Below are 23,877 nucleotides of genomic sequence, written 5' to 3' on the forward strand. Positions count from 1 at the left end.
AAACGGCAAAGGGCGAGGAATGCCTATTTCAGCCGCGGCGGCTTTTCAGGGTCGCTGCCGGGTTTCACCGGCTTCAATTCCTGCGGCGCCTTCGGCTGCGGCAGGTCGAACCGCAGGCCGACCCGGGCCAGGCTGGCCGCCACCGGATCCTCGGCCTCGAAGAAACCCACGTCCATCGCTCCGGCCTCGATGCCTGAGAATGTGAGCGCCTCGCTGGCGGCCTTGGCGAGCGAGGCCTGCGCGGCCTCCTTGGCGCCGACAAAGCCCAGCAGATGCCCCTGCCCGCCGCCGGCATAGCGCACGCCCGCAAGATAGGCCGCCGCGGCCAGACCGCCCGCGGTGGCGAGCTTGGCATCCAGCGCGGTCAGCAGCGCCTCCGGCAGCCCTTTGGGCGCGGTGAACTCCGTCACGCCGGCCTCGACTTCCTCCGGCGCATGGCCAAGGGTCTGGTGCAGCCAGGCGATGGCCTCCGCCGGGATCAGGAAGGCAGAGGGCGCCACCTCCAGGTTCAGCCCCAGCCCGATCCCCTGCCCGGCCAGCATCTGCGCAACCACCCGGCCCGACAGCGCCGCATAAGGAACAGGCTTGCCGGCAAATTGCGCCAGCCGCTCCTCGCGGTCGAACACCAGGACAAAAGCCCCGTCCGGCGTCTCGAACAGCTCCGGCGAGATCTGCTCCCCCGCGGCCTCTTCCGTCAGCATCAGGAACAGCTCGGCATCCGCCAGCCGCTCATAAAACCGCAGCCGGGCGGCATCGTCCTGCGGCGCGGCCTCCATCGCGGCATGGGCCAGATCCAGCGGGGTTTCATCTGTCATCGCATCAGCTCCTTCACCCGGGCCTGCAGAACCGGCAGCAGCTCCGCCTCGAACCAGGGGTTCTTCTTCAGCCATCCGGTATTACGCCAGGACGGATGCGGCAAGGGGAAGACCTGCGGCGCATGATCCCGCCAGCCGCGGACAACATCCGTCACCGGCCCTTTCAGCCCCAGGTGATAGCGCTGCGCATGGGCGCCGACCAGCACCTTCAGCTGCACATCCGGCAGATGCTCCATCACCTGATGGTGCCAGGTTTTTCCGCAGACGGCAGGCGGCGGCAGGTCGGCCTTCCTGTCGTTGTAGCCGGGAAAGCAGAAGCCCATCGGCACCACCGCCACCCGGTCCTTGTCATAGAACTCCGCCTCCGTCAGCCCCAGCCAGGCCCGCAGCCGGTCGCCGGAGGGATCGGTGAAGGGCCGCCCGCTTTCATGCACCCGCAGCCCCGGCGCCTGGCCGGCAATCAGGATGCGGGCGGAGGGGCGGAACCACACCACCGGGCGGGGGTCATGCGCGGTGGCGGTGGCGGCAAACCGCTCCGCACAGATCCGGCAGGCGCGAATCCGGTCCTTCAGCCGCCGGCTGGCCTTGATTGTTTCAGAACTGGAAACAGCCATCTTGCGCCCCGCAAATCTGTTGTGCCTGCAATTTCCGTCCCCTGCGGCCCGGATGCGGGGCAAATTGGTTAACACTTGGTTGATGATTTATGTCACAGTTCGACATAATAAGGCCAAATTCGCGGCGTAGGCCATTAACACTCTTTTGATATGAAGGGGCCAAGGGCGCGCCGCACGCGCCCGGGCAAGAGGCACACGAGAACCCGCGACAGGGCCGCACGGGCAGTACCGGAACAGGCGATGCTTGAGTTTGAAGACGTCAGCAAGTCCTTTTGGACAGGAACCCAGCGCAAGGTGATCCTTGACCGCGTGTCGTTCCGCATCGAGCCCGGCAATTCGCTGGGCGTGCTGGCGCCGAACGGCACCGGCAAGACCACCCTGATCAACATGATGGCCGGCCTCGAAAAGCCCGATGAGGGCGAGATCCGCCGCAACTGCAAGGTCTCCTTCCCGCTGGGGTTCATGGGCGGCGTCATCAGCCGCCTGTCGGCAATGGAAAACTGCCGCTACATCGCCAAGCTCTACGGCCTCGACCCGGATTACGTGGAGGCCTACTGCCGCTGGCTCTGCGGGCTCAAGGAGTATTTCGACCAGCCGGTCGGCACCTACTCGTCCGGCATGCGGGCGCGGTTCAGCTTTGCGCTGATGCTGGCGCTGGATTTCGACATCTACCTGATCGACGAAGGCATGCCCTCCACCACCGATGCGGAGTTCAACCGCAAGGCCGGCGAGATCCTGCAGGAACGGCTGGCGACCACCACCATCATCATCGTCTCGCACCAGGCCAGGACGCTGGAGAAATTTGCCCGTTCGGCTGCCGTCCTTCTGCAGGGGCAGCTGCATATGTTTGACACTTTGGAAGAAGCGAAACAGCTCTATGACTACGAAACCGAGAGCTAAGAAGTTCCGCATCCGCCGCAGCACCCCTGCCGGCGGCAGCGCCGCCGCCCAGCCGCAGGCGCCGGAGCAGCCGGCCGCCCCGGCCGCTGCAGCCCCAGGGGGCGCAGGCGCCGCAGGCGCGCCGCTGTCCGGCATGGTCAGCTCTGCCCGCGAAACCAGAATGGAAACCGATATCGACGCCATCCGCCAGGAGGGCCTGACCGGCCGCCAGCTGCGCCTGGCGCGGCGGATGGCGCAAAAGCACAACCTGCCCGCCACGTCCGATTTCGAGGCGGTGCGGATGCTGCGCGAGCGCGGCATCGACCCGTTCAAGCGCGCCAACATGCTGGAGCTGGTGGTGCCGCAGAACAAGGCGCAGCCCGCAGGCGCCCCGCCCGCCCCCGGCAAGGTCCAGCTGCCGCAGACGGTTCCCGCGGCCAAGACCACCCTGCCCTCGACAGAGCTGAGCCCGGCAGAGCGCCGCGCCCGCGAAATCCAGGACATCCAGCGCGACATCGCCCGCCGCCGCCGCCGCAAGCTGACGCTGCTGGCGGCGCGGCTGGCGTTCTTCGTGATGCTGCCGACCCTGGCCGCGGGCTATTACTTCTATTCGGTGGCGACGCCGATGTATTCCTCCAAGTCGGAATTCCTGGTGCTGAAGGCCGACAGCGCCGCGGGCGGCGTCGGCGGGCTGCTGTCCGGCACCCAGTTCGCCACCAGCCAGGATTCGATCGCGGTGCAAAGCTACCTGATGTCGAAGGAGGCGATGCTGCGGCTGGACCGCGAGGTCGGGTTCAAGGCGCATTTCACCCAGGAGTGGCTGGACCCGATCCAGCGGCTGGAGAGCGCGCCGACCAACGAGGAGGCCTACGCCACCTACAACCGCAATGTGAAGATCGGTTATGACCCGACCGAGGGCGTGGTGCGGATGGAGGTGTCTGCCGCCGATCCCGAAGTGGCGGCAGAGTTTTCGCGCAAGCTGATTTCCTATGCGCAGGAAAAGGTGAACAACCTGTCGCAGCAGAAACGCGCCGACCAGATGTCCGAAGCCGAAACCGCGCTTTCCGACGCCGAGGCCCAGCGCCGCGCGGCGCAGGAACGGCTGGTGGTGCTGCAGCAGCAGGGCGCGGTGCTCGACCCCGAGGGCGTGGTGGCCTCGCTGCGCACCCAGATCAGCACCTTTGAAATCCAGCTGGAGGAGAAACGGCTGGAGCTGGCGGCGCTGATGGACAACGCCCGCCCCAACCGCGCCAAGGTGTCCGGCGCCGAAGCCGACATCAAACGGCTGGAAGCGGTGATCGCCAGCCTCAACAACCGGATGGTCGATGCCTCAGCCGGCGAAAATTCGCTCGCCAATCTGCGGATCCAGATCCAGATGGCCCAGGCCGACCTCGCCACCCGCGACCTGATGCTGCAATCGGCCTTGCAGCAAGTGGAAACCACCCGCATGGAGGCCAACCGCCAGGTCCGCTACCTGACCACCGCGGTGGAGCCGGTCGCCAGCCAGGAACCCTCCTATCCGCGCAAGTTCGAGAATACCGTTTTGGCATTCCTGATCTTTTCCGGTATCTACCTGATGTGTTCGCTCACCGCGTCCATCCTGCGGGAGCAGGTGTCATCGTAAAGCCATCGGGTACCCATGAAAAACATCGATATCGCCGGCCTCACCGTTGGCAATGACCGTCCGCTGACCTTCATTGCCGGCCCCTGCCAGCTGGAAACCGCAGACCACGCCCGGATGATTGCCGGGCAGCTCAAGGAAGCCTGCGACAAGGCAGGCGCCCAGTTCGTGTTCAAGGCCTCCTACGACAAGGCCAACCGCACCTCGCTGTCGGGCAAGCGCGGCCTTGGCATCGACGAGGGGCTGAAGGTGCTGGACACCATCCGCCGCGAATTCGGCGTGCCGGTGCTGACCGATGTCCACACCGAGGCGCAATGCGCGGTGGCGGCTGAGGCCGTCGACATCCTGCAGATCCCGGCCTTCCTGTGCCGCCAGACAGACATGCTGCTGGCCGCAGGCAACACCGGCAAGGCGGTGAACATCAAGAAGGGCCAGTTCCTGGCGCCCTGGGACATGGCCAATGTGGTCGCCAAGGTCGAAAGCACCGGCAACCAGAACATCCTGCTGACGGAGCGCGGCACCTCCTTCGGCTACAACACGCTGGTGGCCGACATGCGCTCGCTGCCGCAGATGGCGCAGGGCGGCTACCCGGTGGTAATGGATGCCACCCATTCAGTGCAGCAGCCCGGCGGCAAGGGCGGCTCCACCGGCGGCCAGCGCGAGTTTGCGCCGCTGATGGCCCGCGCAGCGGTCTCGCTGGGCATCGCGTCGGTCTTTATCGAGACCCATCAGGACCCGGACAACGCACCGTCCGACGGGCCGAACATGATCTACCTCGACCAGATGCCGCAGCTGATCGAAAGCCTGATGCGCTTTGATGCGCTGGCCAAGGCCGACCCGATCCGTATTTGACCCCAAAAAGAGATTTCAAAAATGACCAAACCGCAGCCTGAGGTGACCCCGAACACCTGGAGCTTCCTGCGCGACGCGATGATCAAGCCCACCGGCTTCCGCGAATATGACGCGCGCTGGAAATACCCGGAGGAAATCAACCTCCCCGGCATGACCGCCCTGGGCCTCGGCCTCGGCACCCAGATGCGCAAGCGCGGCATCGAACCGGTGATTGCCGTCGGCAACGACTACCGCGACTATTCGCTGGCCATCAAGAACGCCCTGATCCTGGGCCTGATGCAGGCCGGCATCCAGGTGAAGGACATCGGCCCGGCGCTGTCGCCGATGGCCTATTTCGCCCAGTTCCACCTGGATGTGCCCGCGGTCGCCATGGTCACCGCGTCGCACAACCCCAACGGCTGGACCGGCGTCAAGATGGGCTTTGACCGCCCGCTGACCCACGGCCCGGACGAGATGGCGGAGCTGCGCGACATCGTGCTGAACGGCGAAGGCCGGCCTGCGCCCGGCGGCTCCTACGAGTTCGTCGACGGCGTCAAGGAAGCCTACATCGACGACCTGGCCGGCGATTTCAGAATGTCCCGCCCGCTGAAGGTGGTCTGCGCCACCGGCAACGGCACCGCCTCGGCCTTTGCGCCGGAGCTGTTCAAGCGCATCGGCGTGGAGGTGGTCGAGAGCCACAACCGGCTCGACTACACCTTCCCGCATTACAACCCCAACCCCGAAGCGATGGAAATGCTGCACGACATGTCGGCCAGCGTGAAAGCCTCCGGCGCCGATCTGGCGCTTGGCTTTGACGGCGACGGCGACCGCTGCGGCGTGGTCGATGACGAGGGCGAAGAGATCTTTGCCGACAAGGTCGGCGTGATCATGGCGCGCGACCTCAGCAAGCTCTATCCGAATTCGACCTTTGTCGCGGATGTGAAATCCACCGGCCTGTTTGCCTCCGACCCGGAGCTGCAGAAGAACGGCGTCACCGCCGATTACTGGAAGACGGGCCACAGCCACATGAAGCGGCGGGTCAAGGAAATCGGCGCGCTCGCAGGGTTCGAGAAATCCGGCCACTACTTCCTGGCCGAGCCGGTGGGCCGCGGCTACGACTGCGGCATGCGGGTGGCCGTCGAGGTCTGCAAGATGCTGGACCGAAACCCGGATCAGTCGATGTCGGACCTCAGGAAGGCGCTGCCCAAGACCTGGTCCACCCCGACCATGTCGCCCTACTGCGCCGACACCGAAAAATACGCCGTGCTGGAGCGGCTGGTGCAGAAGCTGGTGGCCAAGCATGAGGCAGGCGAGCAATTCGCAGGCCGGGCGATCAAGGACGTCGTCACCGTGAACGGCGCCCGGCTGATCCTGGACAACGGCTCCTGGGGGCTGGTGCGGGCGTCCTCCAACACGCCGAACCTGGTGGTGGTCTGCGAAAGCTCCGACAGCGAGGCCGAGATGCGGGCGATCTTTGCGGATATCGACGCGGTGATCCGTACCGAGCCGCTGGTCGGTGACTACGACCAGACCATCTGACCTTGGCAAGAGGTATTTCGCCTGCTGACGCAGGCGATCCGCGCCCGCCTCCGGCGGGCGCTTTTTCACTTGCTGAGAAGCGATGCAAGGGCAGGTCTGCCCTTGCATGCGCCAAATCAAGTGCAAGGTGCCTGCAGCCGCGTCAAGGACAAGCCGGGCGTTGCCCGGAGGCCTGCGGCCTTCCTTGACCCGGCCTCCGGCCGGGGGGCGTCAGTCGCCGCCCAGGAGCTTCAGCAGCTGGTCTCGGGCCTCCTGCTCGATGCGCTGCTGCAGCACATCGTTGATGTCCTGTTCCGGCGCGATCTCCGTTTCCAGGTTCAGCTCCTCGGCCAGCTTCTGGCGCACCCGGTCCTTGGCCTCCTGCTCGACGTCGTCGATCCGGGTCTGCAGCGCCTGGCCGAAGTCCGGGCGGATGTCCGGGTCCTCCCAAGGGCCGGTGATCCGCACCGGGATGGTCAGCACCTGGTCGCGGCCCGCCCGGACGATCTGCGGCGTGAACAGGTAATCGAGGTCGCGCGCCCCCAGCCCGATCCTGCCCTTGCCATCGGCCCGGAAGCCCTTGAGCAGCACCAGCAGGTCCTCGTTGCGCAGGTTGCCGCCCTCGATCGTATAGCTGGCGGTCAGCTGGTCGAACACGGTGCTGCCGCCGTTGCCGCCCGAGCGCATCAGCTGCTCCAGGTCGAAGCCGGTGAAGAACCCCTTGCCCGCCTCCAGCCAGCCCTTGCCGCTGAGGGAGCGCATGATGGCCGCAACCGAATTGCCGGAGCCGAGGAACTCCAGCGCGCCCAGCGCCTCGCCGTTCAGCCGGTCATATCCCGCGGTTTCGCCCAGCGCGCGCTCCAGCCGGATGCCGGTGAAGGTCAGATTGCCGCCCACCGACAGCCCGCTGCGGTTGTTGGCGACCACCTGCCCCTGCACCTGGCCGCCGAACATCGCCGCAGGCAGGAAATTCAGCACCGCGCGGCTGCGCTCTACCGTCAGGTTCAGCTTGCTGGCGCCCAGGGTCAGGCCGCCGGTGCGAAGGCTGTCAAACGTCAGGTCGACCGCCGCATCCGCCAGCCCCAGCGCCGAGGCGTCGATCACCCCCTCCGGCCAGCCGCGGCTTGCCGGTCCGCCGCTGCCGGCACCGCCCTGCCCGGCTGCATAGCGGGAGAAATCCAGCGCCCCGCCCTGCAGCTGCGCGGTGATGCTGGGACGGTCATTGAATTCCACATCAGCCGCGCCGGTCAGCCGGTTGGCGCCCAGCTCCAGCGCCAGGTCCCGCATCGACAGGCGCCCGTCGGCGGTATAGGTCACGTCGGCGCCGAACACCGCCTTCTGCGCCAGCGCATCGGGCAGGAACACCCCCAGCGCCACACCGGTCTGCAGCGCGTCTTCGGCGCCGAAGGTCAGCCGCCCGCTGGCCTCGCCGTTGATATCGGCGTGGCCGTCAAACCGCCCCTTGCCGCCGGGCGCCGTCACCGTTGCCCCGACCGAGGACACCTCACCGGCCAGAAAGGCCGCAAAGGTGCCGATCTCGGCGTCCACCTCCACCGGCTCCCCCGCCGGGCGCAGCGTGGCCTTGGCGTTCGCGGTGCCGGCCGGGTCCGGCCACAGCAGGCTGAGGTCGATGTTCTTCATTACCACCGGCTCCTGCCCGTGCGCCGCATAGCGCAGCGAGGCGCCGGTCAGCTCCACCGCCTCGATCCGGAGCGGCAAGGCACCGCTGCCGCCGCCCGGGGCGCTGCCGGGCGCCGCGCCGGTGCCGCCCATGACCCAGTTGCCGGTGCCCTCCGCGTTGGTGGCGAGGTTCAGATGCGGCAGGATGGCAGAGACCTCAGTGACCCGCACATCGCCCTGCAGCAGCTCTGCCGCGGAGACCCCGATGGTCAGCCGTTCGGCCCGCAGCATCGGCTCCGGCCCGGCCCAGTCCGCATTGGACAGCGTCACCGCATCGGCCTTGACGCCCAGCGTCGGCCAGAAGGTGAAGCGCACCTTGCCGCCGAAGTCCAGCTTGCGCCCGGTCTGGGTTTCCAGCTGATCGGCGGCCAGCCGCGCGATCTTCTCGCCCGGCAGCAAGAGCACCAGCGCCGCCAGCACGACCACCGTCAGCACCAGCGCCGTCACGACCCGGATTATCAGCTTCATCATCCCGCTCCTCTTGCCTTGTCCCCCTGTTCCCCGAGGGTCTTTTCCCCAGCTTACCGCCTGAGCGCGGGGGCGCAATGCATAGAGGGGTCAATGGATGGTGTTGTCACGTCTTCGAGAGCTCCGCGCCCGCCCCGGGGCGGGCGCCCTTCCGGCGTAACGGGGCGGGGAGAACCGGGCCGCAGCGGCCCGGGACGTTCATGTTTTCACCGCAGCCGGAACCGCTGCCGCAGGGCTTTCCGTGGAACGCCCAAAGCTTCGTCAGAACTCAACCTCGACATTCGGGTAGCCCCAGGGAAGCGTCGAACTCAGCCGGCCGGTCAGAACAACTGACGTGGGCTGGGAGTACGTCCCGGTGGATGCGTTGTACGTGGACACGCCTTGCGTCACAGCATGCCCCCGCCCCGATGCGGCCTCGGTCGTGAGCGTCACCACCTTGCCCTGGTAGGAGCACCGCCAGTTCAGTGCCGGGGGTTTGCCCTTTTTCGGGAACCTTTCCGCCTGCAGGTACATCGGCGTTTTCACCAATGCGGGGGTCGTCACGTTTTTCACCCTGATCAAGGCGTTCGAAGCCGAACAAACGGCCCCTTCGACCTCAACCCGTTTGCCGTCCTCGCCAGTGGCAAAGCTCCTGACCAGGGTGGAGTGCGATTTAAACTCATTCCCCAGCGCAGCCCGGCGGCTGGCAGTAAACGTCTCATCCACCGGAATAGAAGTTGCTCCGCACGCAGAAAGTGCAAGAACCGGGATCAGGTGTTTCCACATCATTCGACGCCTACCGCAACGGTTTCAGCATAACGCCAGTCGGCGGTGGTTGCCGCAATTGCGGATCCGGTGATCAGGATCAGGTCGGCAACAAGGTTGCCGGACCCGGAGATGATCTGCCCGGGTTTCGCGGCAAGCAAGGTTGAGCCTTTGAGGTCGCCGGCCTTGCAGGAAATCAGGATCGACGGCGGCACACCGCGCGCTTCCAAATCAGGGTCCTGATCGTACTTGGGCAGGACAACCTGTTGCGGGGTAACGATTTCCGCCCGCAGGTGGTCTGAGGTCAGAGTGCATTTCGCGCCCTCGATTTCCTTTCTGACCGTCTTTCCGCCGCTGTCCTGCACGCTCTTGTATGCACGAATGGTGGTTTTGGTGGTGCCGTCGCCCAGACGCTCCTTGGGAGCGCCGGCCAGGAATGCAAAGGATGCCGGTTCGGATTCGATTTCCAGCGCAGGCTCGACACAGGCAGTCAGAGACGTCAGCGCGAGCAGGCAAAAGGCTTTTTTCATCAGGTGTCCCTCAATTTTTCGGGGAAAATTTCATGAGCGAAAATACGGGTCAACCAAGCAGGCCCGAGATTGCCTTGGTGTGGCATTTTTCCCCTAATGCGTGAAATCTCAATAGCCGCTAGCCAAGGGCTTCAGCAGGCGGCGGGGCAGCCCCCTCCCGTTTTGCCACAGGCAAACCTCCGGCTTGACGGAGAGGCCGGGCGAAGGGCATTTGGCAGCCCCCCGGTGCACAGGGGGTGTACAGGCGGTGCACGGCTTGCACCCCCCGTTTTCCTTGCCTCCTGCCGCATTCCTGATATATGCGCGCGCATGACCAGTACCCCGTCCAGCAACCCGCCCAGCCTCCGCCCCGACCTTGCTCCGGAACCGCAGTTCCGCGAGGCGCCCCGTGACGGCCAGCCGACCCTCGGCATGGTGTCGCTCGGCTGCCCCAAGGCGCTGGTGGACAGCGAGCGCATCCTGACCCGGCTGCGCGCCGAGGGCTACGGCATCTCGCCCGACTACGCCGGTGCCGACGCGGTCATCGTCAACACCTGCGGCTTCCTCGACAGCGCCAAGGCGGAAAGCTTGGAGGCGATCGGCGAGGCGCTGAAGGAAAACGGCAAGGTGATCGTCACCGGCTGCCTCGGCGCCGAACCGGACTACATACGCGAGCATCACCCGCGCATCCACGCGGTGACCGGCCCGCACCAGTATGAGCAGGTGCTGGACGCGGTGCATTCCGCGGTGCCGCCCAGCCCGAACCCCTATGTGGACCTGCTGCCCGCGGCGGGTGTGAAACTGACCCCGCGGCACTTCAGCTATCTGAAGATCTCCGAGGGCTGCAACCACAAGTGCAAGTTCTGCATCATCCCGGACATGCGCGGCAAGCTGGCGTCGCGGCCGGTGCACGCGGTGCTGCGCGAGGCGGAGAAGCTGGTGGAGGCCGGCGTGCGCGAACTCCTGGTGATTTCGCAGGACACCTCCGCCTACGGGCTCGACCGCAAGTACTCCGCCCATCCCTGGAAGGGTGCCGACGTGCGCAGCCACATTCAAGACCTCTCCCGCGAGCTGGGCAAGCTGGCCCCGGCACAGGACCTGTGGGTGCGGCTGCACTATGTCTACCCCTACCCGCATGTGCGCGAGCTGATCCCGCTGATGGCGGACCCTGAGAACGCGCTGCTGCCCTATCTGGACATCCCCTTCCAGCACGCTCACCCGGATGTGCTGCGCCGCATGGCCCGCCCCGCAGCGGCGGCCAAGACGCTGGACGAGATCAACGCCTGGCGCGCGACCTGCCCGGACATCACCCTGCGCTCCACCTTCATCGTCGGCTTCCCGGGAGAGACCGAGGCGGAGTTCCAGCACCTGCTCGACTGGATGGACGAGGCGCAGCTGGACCGGGTCGGCTGCTTCAAATACGAAAACGTCGACGGCGCCCGCTCCAACGATCTGCCGGACCATGTGCCGGAAGAGGTGAAGCAGGAACGCTGGGAGCGGTTCATGGAGAAGGCCCAGGCGATCTCCGAGGCCAAGCTGGCGGCCAAGGTCGGCCAGACCCTGCAGGTGATCGTGGATGACATCGACGAAGACGGCATCGCCACCTGCCGCACCAAGGCCGACGCACCGGAGATCGACGGCAACCTGTTCATTGACGAGGGGACCGAGGGGCTGCAGGCCGGTGATCTGGTGACGGTCGAGGTGGACGAGGCCGGGGAGTATGACTTGTGGGGGTGCTTGCCGCAGTAGGCGGCTGCCCTGACATCAGTACCTGCACCAAAGGCGGCCCCGAACCCGGGCCGCCTTTTGCTTATCAGCTGCACCACTACGAAAAACCCGTTCCCGAATCTCCACTTTTAGTTATGTTTATTTCCTGACAGGAAATTCACAAACACAACCAGAAGACCCCAACAGTGGAGACAACCGTGACCAAACCTGCATTTACCAAACTGCCTGACCGCTCTGTCGATCCGGTTCTGGATGACCTTGAAGGCTGGACCAAAGCCGAGGGCAGCCCCACGATGAAAACCTGGATCGAATACACATCCGAGGACGGCGGCATCATCAGCGGCTGGTGGGAAGCCACGCCGGGCACCTATCACGCCACCTATGACGCCTGGGAATTCGTTCACATGATCGAAGGCCGGATCGTCATCACGGCTGAGGGCGAAGACCCGAACGAAGTTGGCCCGGGCGATGCCTTTGTTGTCGAAAAAGGCTTCGCTGGCACCTGGGAGATCAAGGAAAAAGTGCTGAAGCACTTCGTGATCAAGCTAAAGTAATCTTGCAGGGTGGCTGTAAAGAGCCGCCCCGCCCAAAGAATACAACCAGCCAGGGAGAGCGCCCAGCCATGTCAGATACTCCGGAAATCGCCCAGAAAGCCCCCTTCCCGGTCGAGGTGAAGGAGGGAAAGACCTATTTCTGGTGCGCCTGCGGCAGGTCCAAGCGGCAGCCGTTCTGCGATGGCTCGCACAAGGACACGGCGTTCGAGCCGGTGAAGTACAAGGCGGAAAAGGACGGCAAGCTGTTCTTCTGCGGCTGCAAGCACTCGGGCAAGAAGCCGCTGTGCGACGGGACGCACTCCAAGCTGTAGCAGGCCAAGCCGCAGGCGCCGCGCGGGCGGCGGATCAGGGCATCAGCCGCCTGAAGGCATCCGCGCTGGGGCAGAACTCCGGCACAGCGGGCGTATCGCCGCCCCGGCGGGCGGACAGCCACAGGGCGCAGGACTTGCCGCAGCCCGCGCCGCGGCAGCTTGTCACCATCCGGGCATAGTCCAGGCCGCCGAGGCGGCCCGCCTTCACCGCCTGGTCCAGATCGACGCCCGCGGCCTCTGCCACGGCACGCAACAGCCACAGGTGGCGGAAGATATTGCCGAGGCCTTCGGCCTCCGCCGCCATATCCTTCATCGGGCCTGCTCCTTGAGGCGCAGCAGGTCTTCGGTATTCAGGCAGCCGGGCATCGGGGCGCTGGCGTCCTCATGCTCTGCCAGGAAGGCAGCGCATTGGCCCGGTGCGCTGCAGCCGCGGCAGCGGGTGACCATGTCGGCCCAATCCTGATTGCTGATCCGGCCTGCGGCCAGGGCGCCGGACAGGTCGGCGCCGATGGCCTGTCCCATCCGGGACATCAGCCGCAAATGGCGCAGCGGCTCACCCAATGGCTTCATGTTTCGATCTCCTGGGATGTGGCGGAGCGGTCAGGCCTGCTGCTCGTTCAAATAGCCGAGCAGATCGCGGTTGCGGCAGAAATCCGGCGCGTCGGCGCCCGGGCGCAGGCCTTCGGCCAGCCATTTGCGGCAGGCGCCCACACCGCCGCAGCGGGTGCAGCGCAGCACCGCTTCGGCAATCTCGTCAAAGCGCAGATGGCCGCTGACTGCCTCTTCCTCCAGGTCCAGGCCAACGGCGCAGGCCATCCGGTCGAACAGTTCGGCGTGGGTTTTCAGATCAGCTTCGGCGGTCATCGCGCATACCCCGTAATCATGCATTGCCGGGGCAGCTTAGCGATTGGCGACGGGAGCGGATTTGACTCAGGTCAACCGGAGAGAATTTTCACGCGGGCTTACCGCCCCGGTGGTCCAGATAGGCGCGCACTGCATCCTGCACCCGGCGGAAACGGTCGCCGCCCAGCTTCTTGCCGCCATACCAGCGGGTGACGATGATGACGTGATCTGTGATCCCCTCGCGCTCCAGCATCCGCAGGATCACCATGCCCGCGCCGCTTTCGCCGTCATCAGCCTTGAGCCCGCCGCTGGGCAGCATCGCCGCCCAGGTGTTGTGGGTGGCCTTGGCATAAGCGCGCTCGCTCTTCAGCTCCGCCAGCACCGCATCCACCTCCTCGCGCGAGGTCACACGCGCGCCGCTCACCGCGTATTTCGAGCCGCGGTCGGTCAGCACCACGCCGAGCTTTTCCAGCCCGGGGGCAGAGGTGTCCCTGGCCGCCACGGTCAGTTCAGGTTGTTGCGTGCGATGGTGGCCTGCACCACCCGCACCCGGTCCGGGTTGGCCGGGTGGGTGCCGAGGAAGCGGTCGCCGGGATCCGGCAGCCGGTTGAAGAAGCGCACGCCGACGCTGGGCCGGTAGCCGGACTTGTGGGTGATGATGGTGCCCAGCTCGTCCGCCTCCAGCTCGAACTCCTTGGAATAGCTGCGGGCTCCGACAAAACCGCCGATATCCTGCGCCGTGGACACGCTGGCGGACCCGCCCCCCGCCAGCGCGGTGATCAGCCCGGCCCCGGCGCTGACCAGGGCCGAGTTCTGCGCCTGCCGCGCCAGGTGGCCGCGGATATGGTGGGCCGCCTCATGCGACATCACAAAGGCCAGCTCGTCGTGGTTGGCAATCTGCCCCAGCATCCGCTGGGTGAAGGTAATCACCGGCCGGCCGTTGCGGTCGAGGCTCTGATAGGCGTTGGGCGCGGCGTTCGGATTCGGGTCGATGCGGATCAGGAAGTCGCAGTTCAGGCCCTGGGTGCGGCTGCGGCACTCGCGCTCCGCCACCGGCTCCACCCGGCGGGTGACGGAGGCAAAGGCGCTGCGCGCCTCGCCCGGCGCCATCCCCTGCACCGGCTGCCGCTGCGCGGTCTGGACCGGCTGGGGCGCGGGTTCCACCACCATGTTGCAGGCGCTGGCGGCAAGGGCAATGAGACACAGGTAACGGCGCATGGCACATCCTTTTGAAATCCACCCGCACATTACCCTGCTCCCTCAGTGGAAGGCAATTGCCCGGCGGCGGAACCTTGCCGGCAGATCGGGATGATCGCCTGCAATTGCAAGGCCTTGCCAGCAGGCGGCCGGCAGTGCAGGCTGGGGGCATGTTTACCATCGAACATGAATTCGACTCGACGGTCATCACCCTTGTTGACGAGAACACAAGCCCGCTCAACGAGGATGTGACCATCAATTCCTTTGCCGAATGCGTCACGGTCGAGCAATACGACCCGCGCACCGACAGCGTGCAGAAAATCACGCTGTCGCACAACCAGGTGCGCGATCTGGCCGCTGCACTCGATCTGCCCGAGGGCGTCTACCGGCTGGTCGGCGACGACTAGCCCTCAGGCAGGCCCGGTATAGACAAACACCTTGCTGCGCGAGGTTGCGCCGCGGCGCAGTTCCAGATTCGCCGCAGCCGTGCCCATCGCCACGGCCAGCAGGCTGCGGATGGCCTCGGTCGCCTTGCCGTTCTCCGGCGCCGCGGTGACCGAGATCTTCAGCATCCCCTCCGCCTGCACAATGGCATTGCGCGCTGCCTTGGGCGCCGCCCGCACCGCGATCTCCGCGCCCGGCACGCACAGATGGCTCAGATCCGGCAGGTCTTTCTTCTTCGGCTTTCCCATGAGGCACTGATGCCCTGTGCAGGCGGCAAAAGCCATAGACTTTGCCGCCCTGACACCGCTATCACCCTGCCAGCGAAACCCAAGCCCCCGCCGCCTGCTGCATTTTCGGCACAGGCAGCGCGCAAGGCCCATTGGCTCTTGAAAAAACACCCAACGCCGCAGAGATAGGCAGCACCAGATGTAAAAAGGTTTCACATATGCCTGCATGCAATGACGCCGCCCTCGAATTCCTGCTGTCGCGCCGCTCGCGCCCGGCCAAGACGCTGGTGGCGCCAGCGCCTTCGCGGGACGAGCTGCTGCCGATCCTGACCGCCGCCGCCCGCTCCCCCGATCATGGCAAGCTGGAGCCCTGGCGCTTTGTCGTGGTGGAGCAGCCCGCGATGGCGCGGCTGGCCGGTCTGACCGAAGAAACCGGCCGGCGCCTTGGCAAAAGCCCTGAAGACATTGCCAAGGGCCGCAGCCAGTTCGACCAAGGCCAGCTTGCCGTTGTGGTGGTCGAAGTGCAGAAGGACAGCCCCAAGATCCCGGCCATTGAACAGACTTACTCCGCCGGCGCGGTCTGCCTCGCGCTGCTGAATGCGGCGCTGGCGGCAGGCTGGGGCGCCAACTGGCTGACCGGCTGGGCCAGCCATGACCGCGGCTTCTGCGAGGCTGCCTTTGGCCTGGCGGAAAACGAGCGCATCGCCGGCATCGTCCATATCGCCACCCAAAGCTCCGCCCCGCCCGAGCGGCCGCGCCCGGACCTGGACGCCATCACCACCTGGATGAGCGCATGATCTTCACAGCCTTTTTCAAAACCCTCGGCCAGACCGGCGACCCGCGCTTCCGCAAGGTGCTGTTTCTGGGTCTGGGCCTGACCGTCGCCCTGCTGATTGCAGCCTACGCCGGCTTCCTGATGCTGATCCAGTGGCTGGTCGGCCCCGAAGCAACGGTGCCGGTGCTGGGCGAGGTCACCTGGCTCGATGATCTGCTCTCGTTCGGCTCGCTGTTCTTCATGCTGTTCCTGTCGGTGTTCCTGATGGTGCCGGTGGCGTCTGCCATCACCTCGATGTTCCTTGAGGAGGTTGCCCAGGCGGTGGAGGACAAGCACTACCCCGCCCTGCCCCCGGCGGCCAAAGTGCCGTTCTGGGACGCGGTCAAGGACACGGTGAACTTCCTCGGCCTGCTGATTGCGGCCAACATCCTGGCGCTGTTCCTCTATGTGCTGTTCCCGCCTGCGGCGCTGTTCATCTTCTGGGGACTGAACGGCTTCCTGCTGGGGCGCGAATATTTCACCCTTGCTGCCGCCCGCCGGGTCGGAACCGCCGAGGCCAAGAAGCTGCGCCGCCGCCATTCCACCACCATCTGGGCGGCCGGCACGCTGATGGCGGTGCCGCTGTCGGTGCCGCTGGTGAACCTGGTGATCCCGATCCTGGGCGCCGCCACCTTCACCCACATCTACCACGCGCTGGCCCGCCGCTAGGCGGGCGGCGCCCCCTCCGGCCGCAGCCGGGTCAAGGCCGGCGCCAGCCGCCGCGCGGCACGCGCGGTTCAGCCTTGACGCGGTAAAGGCCGCAATACACTGGAGATGGCGCTTTCAAGGGCAGTCCTGCCCTTGAAGCGCTTCTCAGCAAATCTCTTCTGAGTTCAATCTTGCGCTGCCGTCCGCTCCAGCCCGCCGGGCTGGCCGCACCCGCGCCGCGCATCAGCGCGGCGCCACGCCCAAACCGGCGCAGAGGCATGCCAATGCCTTCAAGCCGGGCGGGAGGTCCTGTTATCCTGATTGTCTGGTGCCGAAACGGATTACTGCCGCTCCGGTAGCATTCCCATCCAGTCGAAATCATGCACCGAGATCACGCCGGAGATGACGATCGCGCAGATAATGGCCCACAGCACCGCCGCCACGCCGGTGGTGATCCAGGCCTTCTGTTTCAGGAAGTGCTTTTCCGGCGCGCCGGCATGGGTGCCCGGCACCACGTCGCCCCTGTCGCCCTGGGTTTCCAGCCGGATCGGGATGACCACCAGGAAGGTCATGAACCAGATCACCGCATACAGAACGATTGCTGATGTAATGCCCATGGCGCTGGCTCCTCCGGTTTGCCCTGCCCCGCAGCCGGGGCAGGACGCTCATAGCGTCAAACTTCTTCGAGTTCCACCAGGCAGCCGTTGAAATCCTTGGGATGCAGGAACAGCACCGGCTTGCCGTGGGCGCCGATCTTCGGCTCGCCCGAGCCCAGCACCCGCGCGCCCTGCGCCTTCAGGTGGTCGCGCGCCGCCAGGATATCCTCCACCTCATAGCAGACATGGTGGATGCCGCCCGCCGGGTTCTTTTCCAGGAAGCCGTTGATCGGCGAATTGTCCCCCAGCGGGTACAAGAGCTCGATCTTGGTGTTGGGCAGTTCGATGAACACCACGGTGACGCCGTGATCCGGCTCATCCTGCGGGTCGCCGACCTTGGCGCCCAGCGCGTTGCGGTATTGCGCCGATGCCGCCTCCAGATCCGGGACAGCAATGGCAACATGGTTCAAGCGGCCGATCATCTTTGTTGTGCTCCTCTCACAAACATTCCTCCGCAGCGGTTATGGGGGCTTTGCTGCGCCGCGGCAAGTGCGCCAATCCGCACGTCGGCTTCCGCGCGGCACCTGCGCACGCCCCGTTAACGAGTAATTAGCCTCGAATCCCTAGCGTTGGAGCATATCCCGCAAGGAGGATGCGTTATGGACGATTCGGAACTGTTTGCTGCCGCCCAGCGCCTGCCTGCCAGCCGGCGCCCGCTTCTGGGGCTGACCATCCTGGTGGTCGAGGACAGCCGCTTCGCCTGCGAGGCGCTGCGCCTGCTGTGCCTGCGCAGCGGCGCCCGCATCCGCCGCGCCGATTGCCTGAAGTCCGCCCGCCGCCATCTGCAGGTCTACCGCCCGTCGGTGCTGATCGCCGATGTCGGGCTGCCGGACGGTTCCGGCCTCGACCTGATCCGCGAACTGGCCGACGCCAGCCCGCGCCCCAGCGTGATCCTGGCCACCTCCGGCGATTCCGGCCTGGCGGATGCGGCGATCGAAGCAGGCGCCGCCGGCTTCCTGGAAAAGCCGATCACCTCGCTCGCCGCCTTCCAGCAGGCGGTGCTGTCCAGCATGCCGGCAGACCGCCAGCCCTGCGGCCCGCGCGCCTTGAACGACGAAACGGTGGAGCCGGACCTGATCGCCTACCGCGACGACATGGCCCACGCCGCCGATGTGCTGAACATGGGGCAGGAGGAAAAGACCCTGGCCTATCTGGCGCAGTTCCTGGGCGGCGTCGCCCGCAGCGCCGGCGACAGGCCGCTGGCCGATGCCGCCGACCGCCTGGCCCGCTCGCGGCAGAAAGGCAAGCCGCTCACCCAGGACGCCGCCACGCTGGCCGGGCTGGTGCAGGAGCGGCTGCAGCGCCGCGCGGCGATCTGACATGCTGGAAGCCTGCCTCATCGCCCTCGCCACGCTGATCATCGTCCTTTACGGCCAGGTCCGGCTGGAAGCCCGCACCATCCGCCGCAACCGCCGCAGCACCGCCGGCGGCCGCGCCCTGATCCTGCAGCCGCGCAGGCAGTAAGCCCGATCGGGCACAGCTTCGGGACCGCTTCGTCCTGCGGCAGCCTTTAACAGTCCAGCTGCCGGCAAGACCCTCCCTGTCTGCCGCCTGCGCGTACCGCAACGCGAATGGACCAGGCCCGGCACCAATCTCAATCCCGCAACTCTCCCGCGCCCGCAGCCGCACGGCTTGCGCCGCACCGCTTGGCGGCCTTGGGCCCGGCACCGCCTGCAGGGCGGTGCCGGGCCCAACGGGGCGGACTGTTCCCTGAACGGGCCGGACCGGCGGGAGCCGCTGCCTGAAAGACCGCCGGACATAGCGCCAAGCCGCAATAAGAACGGATGCCTGTCGCCCGCAAGGCGGGACAGGCGCTTCACGATCAGAGCAGCAGCCCCGGGTCGCCGCCCATGTCCAGTCCGGGGAACACAGTGGTTTCCAGCCCGCTCCGGCCGGCGCCGGTCAGCCCGTGCAGCAGCCAGGCAAGGGGGCTGCGCACATCCGCGGTCGGCATCAGGTCGCGGCGGTCATAGAGATCCGCCTCCGCCAGTCCCGGCCAGCGCCCCAGCACCCGGCCGCCGCGGATGGCACCGCCAGCCAGCAGCATCGCGCCGCCGGTGCCATGGTCGGTGCCGCCGGTGCCGTTTTCCCGCACGGTACGTCCGAACTCGCTGACAGCCACAATCGCCGTCTTCCCCCAGGCTTGCGGCCCCAAGCCGCTTTGCAGGGTCAGAATGGCCTCCGACAGCCGCCCCAGCGCATTTTTCAAGCCATTGGCCTGGCGCTGATGGGTATCCCAGCCGTTTATGGAAAACGCCGCAATCCGGGTCTCGCCGCGCAGCTGCTGCGCTGCATAGGCGGCAACTTCCTGAAGCGCCTTGCCCTTCGGCGCGGTCATCATGGACATCATCATGTCCTCGCCCTCATCGCCACTGTTCTCCCCTGTCCCCAAAGACAAGTCCTGCCGGGTCAGCTCCAGCGCCTCGTTCAGCGCGGCGTGGAACAGCGGATCCTCCTCCATCAAGAGGCCTGCCAGCCGCTCCGCCTGCGGGCTCATCGCCAGCCCGGCGCCCGGCGCCCATTGCGACACCGGCGCCGCGCCTTCCATCAGCAGCATCCGCTCCTGGCCGATGGCAAAGGCAGTGCGCGCCTCCGCCCCCGGCATCAGCTGCAGCAGCCGGTTCAGCCAGCCGCCCTCCGCCTGCCCCGGCCCGGCGGTGCCTGCCTCCAGCAGGTCCTGGCCGTCGAAATGGCTGCGCCGGTCGCGGTACGGGGTGGAGACCGCCTGCACAAAGCCCAGCTGGCCCGCGCGCCACAGCGGCAGCAGCGGCGCCAGCCCCGGGTGCAGCGCGTAGAACCCGTCCAGGTCGGCAGCGCCGGTGCCGGGCCCGCCGGGCAGGCTCTGCCGCAGGCCGGCATAATCCGGATCGCCATAGGGCTGCACCGCATCCAGCGCATCCATGCCGCCGCGCAGGATGATCACCACCAGCCGGGTGTCCCAGGGGGCAGCGGCAAAGGTGACCGGGGTCAGCAGCGGGCTGGCCGCCAAAGAACAGCCCACCGCAGCAGAGCGGGTCAGAAGGGAACGGCGGGAAATTTGCATCGGCAAGGCCTCCTGTTAGCGGCGCTGAAAGGCGGGAGAAGCGAGGATCAGGCCGATCCCTTCGGACTGGGTCTCCGCCGCGCGGGCGGCAAAGCGGACTCTCTCATTGGCGTATCCGCCCAGGGCGGCCGCCGCGAAATCCCGCGGGTCCGGCAGTTCCTGCAGCAGCCGCCGCGGCGCCGCCATCGCCCAGCGCAGCCGCGCCGCCAGCGCCTGCGGCGTGATCCAGGTCTGATCCGCCTCCGCCCAGCCGTCCGGGCCATTGGGAAATTCCCAGCGCTGCCCCATCGGGGTCAGCGGCGCCAGCAACAGCCGGTTTATCTGCCCCGGCTTCAGGCCTGCGATCCGCGCCTCCGGCACCGCCAGCGCCCGGCAGGCAGAGGCCACATAATCAAACGGCGGCTTTACATTGGCCAGCTGCGGCGCCCAGGCCGCCGGGTGCTCCAGCAAGGCTTCATAAACCGGCATCAGCGCTCCGCCCGTCGCCAGGTAGCGGGCGGCCAGATGGTCCACCAGCGCAGGCTCCGGCGTGTCGGAGGTGAAATGCACCGCCAGCTTCCAGGCGACATGGCGCGCGGTGGCGGGATGGCGGGCCAGATCGCGCAAGGCCGCCAGCACTTGCTCCAGCGCCGGCCTGCCGCCGCCGTAGGATTGCCCCAGCACGGTTTCCGGGCCGGGCTCGGCCATCTCGGGCCGGAACAGAAACCCGTCGCTGCCTTTGACGGACAGGCCCGTGAACAGCTCCGCCAATTGCCGCACGTCCGCCTGGCTATAAGGCCCATCCACGCCCAGCGTGTGCAATTCCAGCACCTCGCGGGCCAGGTTCTCATTCAGCCCGCTGATACGCTTGCGCCGCTGCGCCGCCCGGCTGCCCGGCCCGGCAGACCGCTCCTGATCCAGGTAGTGCAGCATCAGCGGGCTGGTGACGGCAGCGATCAGCATATCCTCAAACCGCCCCGCCACATGCGGCCGGATCACGGTTTCGGCGTAAGGGGACGCCAGAACACGGTACAAGCCGGTCTTGCCCTGCGCGGAAAAATGATCCGCCCAGAACAGCACCAGCCGTTCGCGCAGCCCGTCAGAGGTGTGTATGTGCCGCAGCAGCCGCTGCCCGTGCCAGCGCCGCCGCTCCCGGTTGCGCGCCCTGCGGTAGGCTTTGAAGGCTTCCTCAGCAGCCTCGTATCCGGGCTGGCCGCGCAGCTTGTAGCGGGCGCGGCGCAGGCGGCGGAATTCCCTGGTGCCTTGGAGAGCGGCATCGAAATCCGCAAGCGGAAACGCTTTCGCAGCCGCATCCGGCCCCTTCAGGCGCGCCAGCATCTGCTCTGCCGAGGCCGGCGGCGGCAGCAGGGGCGACAGCCCTGCCCCAAAGCGGATCTCAGCCAAATCCCCGTCAAACCGCATCGCCCTGCTCTCTCCCTGAACTGCCCTTGCACCTGCAAGTTAGAGCATCGCCGCCCAGGCCCACAGGTGAATTTCAAATGATACGCAAATCTCCGCGGGTTCCGCCGTCGGCACAGGCATTCTTATGGCGGCAAAGGAAAAGGCCCGGGCAACTGCCCGGGCCTCCCTGAATTCCTTGCGGCGGTTACTGCTCCTGCGGGATCACCCGCAGGCCCAGTTCCATCAGCTGCTCCGCCATCGGCTCGGACGGCGCCGCCATCATCAGGTCCTCGGCGCGCTGGTTCATCGGGAACATGATGACCTCGCGGATGTTGGCCTCGTCGGCCAGCAGCATCACCATGCGGTCGATGCCGGCCGCGCAGCCGCCGTGCGGCGGGGCGCCGTACTGGAAGGCGTTGACCATGCCGCCAAAGCGCTTCTTGACTTCATCTTCGCCGTACCCGGCAATCTCGAAGGCCTTGAACATGATTTCCGGCTTGTGGTTCCGGATCGCGCCGGAGACCAGCTCATAGCCGTTGCAGGCCAGGTCGTACTGGTAGCCGGTGACAGCGAGCGGGTCTCCTTGCAGCGCATCCATGCCGCCTTTGGGCATCGAGAACGGGTTGTGGTCGAAGTCCAGCTTTCCGGTTTCCTCGTCCTCCTGGTAGATCGGGAAATCCACGATCCAGGCAAAGGCGAAGCGGTCCTGTTCGGTCAGGCCCAGCTCCTCGCCGATCACGTTGCGCGCCTTGCCCGCCACGGTCTGGAACGTCTTGGGCTTGCCGCCCAGGAAGAAGGCGGCATCGCCCACGCCCAGCTCCAGCTGCTGGCGGATCGCCTCGGTGCGCTCGGGGCCGATGTTCTTGGCCAGCGGGCCTGCCGCTTCCATGCCGTCCGCGCCCTCGCGCCAGAAGATGTAGCCCATGCCCGGCAGGCCCTCTTTCTGGGCAAACGCATTCATCCGGTCGCAGAACTTGCGGGAGCCGCCGGTGGGCGCCGGGATGGCGCGGATTTCGGTGCCTTCCTGCTCCAGCAGCTTGGCAAAGATCGCAAAGCCCGAGCCGCGGAAGTGGTCGGAGACAACCTGCATCTTGATCGGGTTGCGCAGGTCCGGCTTGTCGGTGCCGTACCACAGCGCCGCGTCCTTGTAGGAGATCTGCGGCCAGGTCTGATCCACCTTGCGGCCGCCGCCGAATTCCTCGAACACGCCCTTCATCACCGGCTCGATGGTGTCGAACACGTCCTGCTGGGTGACAAACGACATTTCCATGTCGAGCTGGTAGAAGTCGGTCGGCGAGCGGTCGGCGCGCGGGTCCTCGTCGCGGAAGCAGGGCGCGATCTGGAAATACTTGTCAAAGCCCGAGACCATCATCAGCTGCTTGAACTGCTGCGGCGCCTGCGGCAGCGCATAGAACTTGCCCGGGTGCAGGCGCGACGGCACCAGGAAGTCGCGCGCGCCCTCGGGCGACGACGCGGTGATGATCGGGGTCTGGTATTCGTTGAAGCCGATGTCCCACATGCGGCGCCGGATCGAGGCCACCATGTTGGAGCGCAGCAGCATGTTCTTCTGCATCTTCTCGCGGCGCAGGTCCAGGTAGCGGTAGCGCAGGCGTGTTTCCTCCGGGTATTCCTGCTCGCCGAACACCATCAGCGGCAGTTCCTCGGATTTGCCCAGCACTTCGATGTCGCGGATGAAGACCTCGATCTCGCCGGTCGGGATCTTGGGGTTCACCAGGCTCTCGTCGCGCGCCAGCACGTTGCCGTCGATGCGGATGCACCATTCGCTGCGGACCTTCTCGATCTCGGCAAACACCGGGCTGTCCGGGTCGGCCATGACCTGGGTCATGCCGTAGTGGTCGCGCAGGTCGATGAACAGCAGGCCGCCGTGGTCGCGGACGCGGTGGACCCAGCCCGACAGGCGGACGGTTTCACCCACGTTGGATTTGTTCAGTTCGGCGCAGGTATGGCTGCGGTAGGCGTGCATGGCTCGGCCTTTCGTTATGCGGGTCGCGGGTCCTTCGGGACCGTCATTCGGGATAAGCGCAAAAGGGCGCGGAATTCGTCCGGGGTGGTACACAAGGTTGCAGCGCGCTTGTCAAGCAAACAGGGGCATTTCCGCGCGGTCTGACGCCTGAAATCAGCGGTTCCGTGCATCAGCCGGGGTCTCCCGCCCCCTCCGGCCCCGCCGCTGGCGCGGCAGGACCGCAAGCGTTGGGCCGGGCGCCCCGCCTGCGGCGCGGCGCGGGCGGCGCCCGGAGGCGGCGGCAGCGCACCTCAGGTGCGCTGCCGGACCCAAAGGGCACAGGCCCGCTGGCGCCAGCCAGCGGGACTCTTGGCCGCGGGAGCGCTGCGC

28 protein-coding genes are annotated in these 23,877 nt (G+C 66.6%); 12 read left to right on the forward strand and 16 right to left on the reverse strand.

The window, feature by feature from the left end:
- Nucleotides 1-23 precede the first annotated feature (23 nt).
- Both AB1A62_RS00130 and AB1A62_RS00135 read right to left on the reverse strand, forming a co-directional pair.
- Complete coding sequence (locus tag AB1A62_RS00130) at nt 24-815, reverse strand: SseB family protein (RefSeq protein WP_366659040.1); 792 nt, start codon at nt 813-815, stop codon at nt 24-26.
- Nucleotides 812-1,429 carry a uracil-DNA glycosylase family protein gene (locus tag AB1A62_RS00135; RefSeq protein ID WP_366659041.1) on the reverse strand — a complete coding sequence of 206 codons (618 nt, stop codon included), beginning with the start codon at nt 1,427-1,429 and terminating at the stop codon, nt 812-814. Before AB1A62_RS00135 ends, AB1A62_RS00130 begins: the two co-directional genes overlap by 4 nt.
- Before the next feature lie 240 nt (nt 1,430-1,669).
- Between AB1A62_RS00135 and AB1A62_RS00140 the strand changes: the two genes are divergently transcribed.
- From AB1A62_RS00140 to AB1A62_RS00155, 4 genes are read left to right on the forward strand one after another with little or no spacing between them, the layout of a single operon-like run.
- The gene (locus tag AB1A62_RS00140; RefSeq protein ID WP_366659042.1) at nt 1,670-2,329 is read left to right on the forward strand and encodes an ATP-binding cassette domain-containing protein; all 660 of its coding nucleotides are present in this window, start codon (nt 1,670-1,672) and stop codon (nt 2,327-2,329) included.
- On the forward strand, nt 2,307-3,932 hold the full coding sequence (locus AB1A62_RS00145) for a capsule biosynthesis protein (protein WP_366659044.1): 1,626 nt from the start codon (nt 2,307-2,309) through the stop codon (nt 3,930-3,932). The genes AB1A62_RS00140 and AB1A62_RS00145 overlap by 23 nt, the downstream gene beginning before the upstream one ends.
- A gap of 15 nt (nt 3,933-3,947) precedes the next feature.
- Entirely contained in the window at nt 3,948-4,781 is an 834-nt protein-coding gene (kdsA, locus tag AB1A62_RS00150; protein WP_366659046.1) for a 3-deoxy-8-phosphooctulonate synthase, read from the forward strand.
- 21 nt (nt 4,782-4,802) lie between these two features.
- Nucleotides 4,803-6,299 carry a phosphomannomutase/phosphoglucomutase gene (locus AB1A62_RS00155; RefSeq protein WP_366659048.1) on the forward strand — a complete coding sequence of 499 codons (1,497 nt, stop codon included), beginning with the start codon at nt 4,803-4,805 and terminating at the stop codon, nt 6,297-6,299.
- A 210-nt stretch (nt 6,300-6,509) separates the two neighbouring features.
- Here AB1A62_RS00155 and AB1A62_RS00160 read toward each other — a convergent pair whose 3' ends face one another.
- The 3 genes from AB1A62_RS00160 to AB1A62_RS00170 all read right to left on the reverse strand — a co-directional run bounded on the left by AB1A62_RS00160 (nt 6,510) and on the right by AB1A62_RS00170 (nt 9,700).
- Complete coding sequence (locus tag AB1A62_RS00160; RefSeq protein WP_366659049.1) at nt 6,510-8,426, reverse strand: AsmA family protein; 1,917 nt, start codon at nt 8,424-8,426, stop codon at nt 6,510-6,512.
- 261 nt (nt 8,427-8,687) lie between these two features.
- On the reverse strand, nt 8,688-9,194 hold the full coding sequence (locus tag AB1A62_RS00165; RefSeq protein ID WP_366659050.1) for a hypothetical protein: 507 nt from the start codon (nt 9,192-9,194) through the stop codon (nt 8,688-8,690).
- Entirely contained in the window at nt 9,191-9,700 is a 510-nt protein-coding gene (locus AB1A62_RS00170) for a hypothetical protein (protein WP_366659052.1), read from the reverse strand. Before AB1A62_RS00170 ends, AB1A62_RS00165 begins: the two co-directional genes overlap by 4 nt.
- A gap of 309 nt (nt 9,701-10,009) precedes the next feature.
- On the opposite strand from AB1A62_RS00170, the gene rimO reads away from it, so the two are divergent.
- The 3 genes from rimO to AB1A62_RS00185 all read left to right on the forward strand — a co-directional run bounded on the left by rimO (nt 10,010) and on the right by AB1A62_RS00185 (nt 12,272).
- A complete protein-coding gene (gene rimO, locus AB1A62_RS00175) occupies nt 10,010-11,428 on the forward strand; it encodes a 30S ribosomal protein S12 methylthiotransferase RimO (RefSeq protein WP_366659053.1) in 1,419 nt (472 codons plus the stop codon).
- A gap of 176 nt (nt 11,429-11,604) precedes the next feature.
- A complete protein-coding gene (locus AB1A62_RS00180) occupies nt 11,605-11,961 on the forward strand; it encodes a cupin domain-containing protein (protein WP_366659054.1) in 357 nt (118 codons plus the stop codon).
- 68 nt (nt 11,962-12,029) lie between these two features.
- Entirely contained in the window at nt 12,030-12,272 is a 243-nt protein-coding gene (locus AB1A62_RS00185; RefSeq protein ID WP_366659056.1) for a CDGSH iron-sulfur domain-containing protein, read from the forward strand.
- A gap of 34 nt (nt 12,273-12,306) precedes the next feature.
- Here AB1A62_RS00185 and AB1A62_RS00190 read toward each other — a convergent pair whose 3' ends face one another.
- From AB1A62_RS00190 to AB1A62_RS00210, 5 genes are all read right to left on the reverse strand, one after another.
- Nucleotides 12,307-12,585, reverse strand: coding sequence for a DUF6455 family protein (locus tag AB1A62_RS00190; protein ID WP_366659057.1), 279 nt, complete (start codon nt 12,583-12,585; stop codon nt 12,307-12,309).
- Complete coding sequence (locus AB1A62_RS00195) at nt 12,582-12,842, reverse strand: DUF6455 family protein (protein WP_366659059.1); 261 nt, start codon at nt 12,840-12,842, stop codon at nt 12,582-12,584. The genes AB1A62_RS00190 and AB1A62_RS00195 overlap by 4 nt, the downstream gene beginning before the upstream one ends.
- A 30-nt stretch (nt 12,843-12,872) precedes the next feature.
- Nucleotides 12,873-13,136 carry a DUF6455 family protein gene (locus AB1A62_RS00200; RefSeq protein WP_366659061.1) on the reverse strand — a complete coding sequence of 88 codons (264 nt, stop codon included), beginning with the start codon at nt 13,134-13,136 and terminating at the stop codon, nt 12,873-12,875.
- A gap of 88 nt (nt 13,137-13,224) precedes the next feature.
- Entirely contained in the window at nt 13,225-13,617 is a 393-nt protein-coding gene (locus tag AB1A62_RS00205; protein ID WP_366659063.1) for a YigZ family protein, read from the reverse strand.
- A 2-nt stretch (nt 13,618-13,619) separates the two neighbouring features.
- On the reverse strand, nt 13,620-14,333 hold the full coding sequence (locus AB1A62_RS00210) for a M48 family metalloprotease (protein ID WP_366659065.1): 714 nt from the start codon (nt 14,331-14,333) through the stop codon (nt 13,620-13,622).
- Nucleotides 14,334-14,482: 149 nt separating this feature from the next.
- Between AB1A62_RS00210 and AB1A62_RS00215 the strand changes: the two genes are divergently transcribed.
- Nucleotides 14,483-14,719: a hypothetical protein gene (locus AB1A62_RS00215; RefSeq protein WP_366659066.1), complete on the forward strand. Its 237-nt coding sequence runs from the start codon at nt 14,483-14,485 to the stop codon at nt 14,717-14,719.
- Between the two features lie 3 nt (nt 14,720-14,722).
- Here the strand turns inward: AB1A62_RS00215 and AB1A62_RS00220 are convergent, their stop codons facing one another.
- On the reverse strand, nt 14,723-15,004 hold the full coding sequence (locus tag AB1A62_RS00220; protein WP_366659068.1) for a DUF167 domain-containing protein: 282 nt from the start codon (nt 15,002-15,004) through the stop codon (nt 14,723-14,725).
- Nucleotides 15,005-15,201: 197 nt separating this feature from the next.
- On the opposite strand from AB1A62_RS00220, the gene AB1A62_RS00225 reads away from it, so the two are divergent.
- Both AB1A62_RS00225 and AB1A62_RS00230 read left to right on the forward strand, forming a co-directional pair.
- Nucleotides 15,202-15,780, forward strand: coding sequence for a nitroreductase family protein (locus AB1A62_RS00225; protein ID WP_366659069.1), 579 nt, complete (start codon nt 15,202-15,204; stop codon nt 15,778-15,780).
- On the forward strand, nt 15,777-16,466 hold the full coding sequence (locus AB1A62_RS00230) for an EI24 domain-containing protein (RefSeq protein WP_366659070.1): 690 nt from the start codon (nt 15,777-15,779) through the stop codon (nt 16,464-16,466). Before AB1A62_RS00225 ends, AB1A62_RS00230 begins: the two co-directional genes overlap by 4 nt.
- A gap of 320 nt (nt 16,467-16,786) precedes the next feature.
- Here the strand turns inward: AB1A62_RS00230 and AB1A62_RS00235 are convergent, their stop codons facing one another.
- Both AB1A62_RS00235 and mce read right to left on the reverse strand, forming a co-directional pair.
- Nucleotides 16,787-17,062, reverse strand: a complete 276-nt coding sequence (locus tag AB1A62_RS00235) for a DUF1467 family protein (protein ID WP_366659072.1) — start codon at nt 17,060-17,062, stop codon at nt 16,787-16,789.
- A 56-nt stretch (nt 17,063-17,118) separates the two neighbouring features.
- A complete protein-coding gene (mce, locus tag AB1A62_RS00240; RefSeq protein WP_366659074.1) occupies nt 17,119-17,523 on the reverse strand; it encodes a methylmalonyl-CoA epimerase in 405 nt (134 codons plus the stop codon).
- 177 nt (nt 17,524-17,700) lie between these two features.
- On the opposite strand from mce, the gene AB1A62_RS00245 reads away from it, so the two are divergent.
- Both AB1A62_RS00245 and AB1A62_RS00250 read left to right on the forward strand, forming a co-directional pair.
- Nucleotides 17,701-18,420 (forward strand): response regulator, encoded by a 720-nt coding sequence (locus AB1A62_RS00245; protein ID WP_366659076.1) that lies wholly within the window; start codon nt 17,701-17,703, stop codon nt 18,418-18,420.
- A gap of 1 nt (nt 18,421) precedes the next feature.
- Nucleotides 18,422-18,565 (forward strand): hypothetical protein, encoded by a 144-nt coding sequence (locus tag AB1A62_RS00250; RefSeq protein ID WP_366659078.1) that lies wholly within the window; start codon nt 18,422-18,424, stop codon nt 18,563-18,565.
- Between the two features lie 358 nt (nt 18,566-18,923).
- On the opposite strand, the gene AB1A62_RS00255 is transcribed toward AB1A62_RS00250, so the two are convergent.
- The 3 genes from AB1A62_RS00255 to aspS all read right to left on the reverse strand — a co-directional run bounded on the left by AB1A62_RS00255 (nt 18,924) and on the right by aspS (nt 23,508).
- Nucleotides 18,924-20,144 (reverse strand): DUF1501 domain-containing protein, encoded by a 1,221-nt coding sequence (locus tag AB1A62_RS00255; protein WP_366659079.1) that lies wholly within the window; start codon nt 20,142-20,144, stop codon nt 18,924-18,926.
- 15 nt (nt 20,145-20,159) lie between these two features.
- Nucleotides 20,160-21,545: a DUF1800 domain-containing protein gene (locus AB1A62_RS00260; protein WP_366659080.1), complete on the reverse strand. Its 1,386-nt coding sequence runs from the start codon at nt 21,543-21,545 to the stop codon at nt 20,160-20,162.
- A gap of 184 nt (nt 21,546-21,729) precedes the next feature.
- Entirely contained in the window at nt 21,730-23,508 is a 1,779-nt protein-coding gene (aspS, locus tag AB1A62_RS00265) for an aspartate--tRNA ligase (protein WP_366659081.1), read from the reverse strand.
- Between the last annotated feature and the right edge of the window lie 369 nt (nt 23,509-23,877).

The organism is Leisingera sp. JC11 (genome assembly GCF_040704725.1).
Taxonomy (GTDB): domain Bacteria; phylum Pseudomonadota; class Alphaproteobacteria; order Rhodobacterales; family Rhodobacteraceae; genus Leisingera.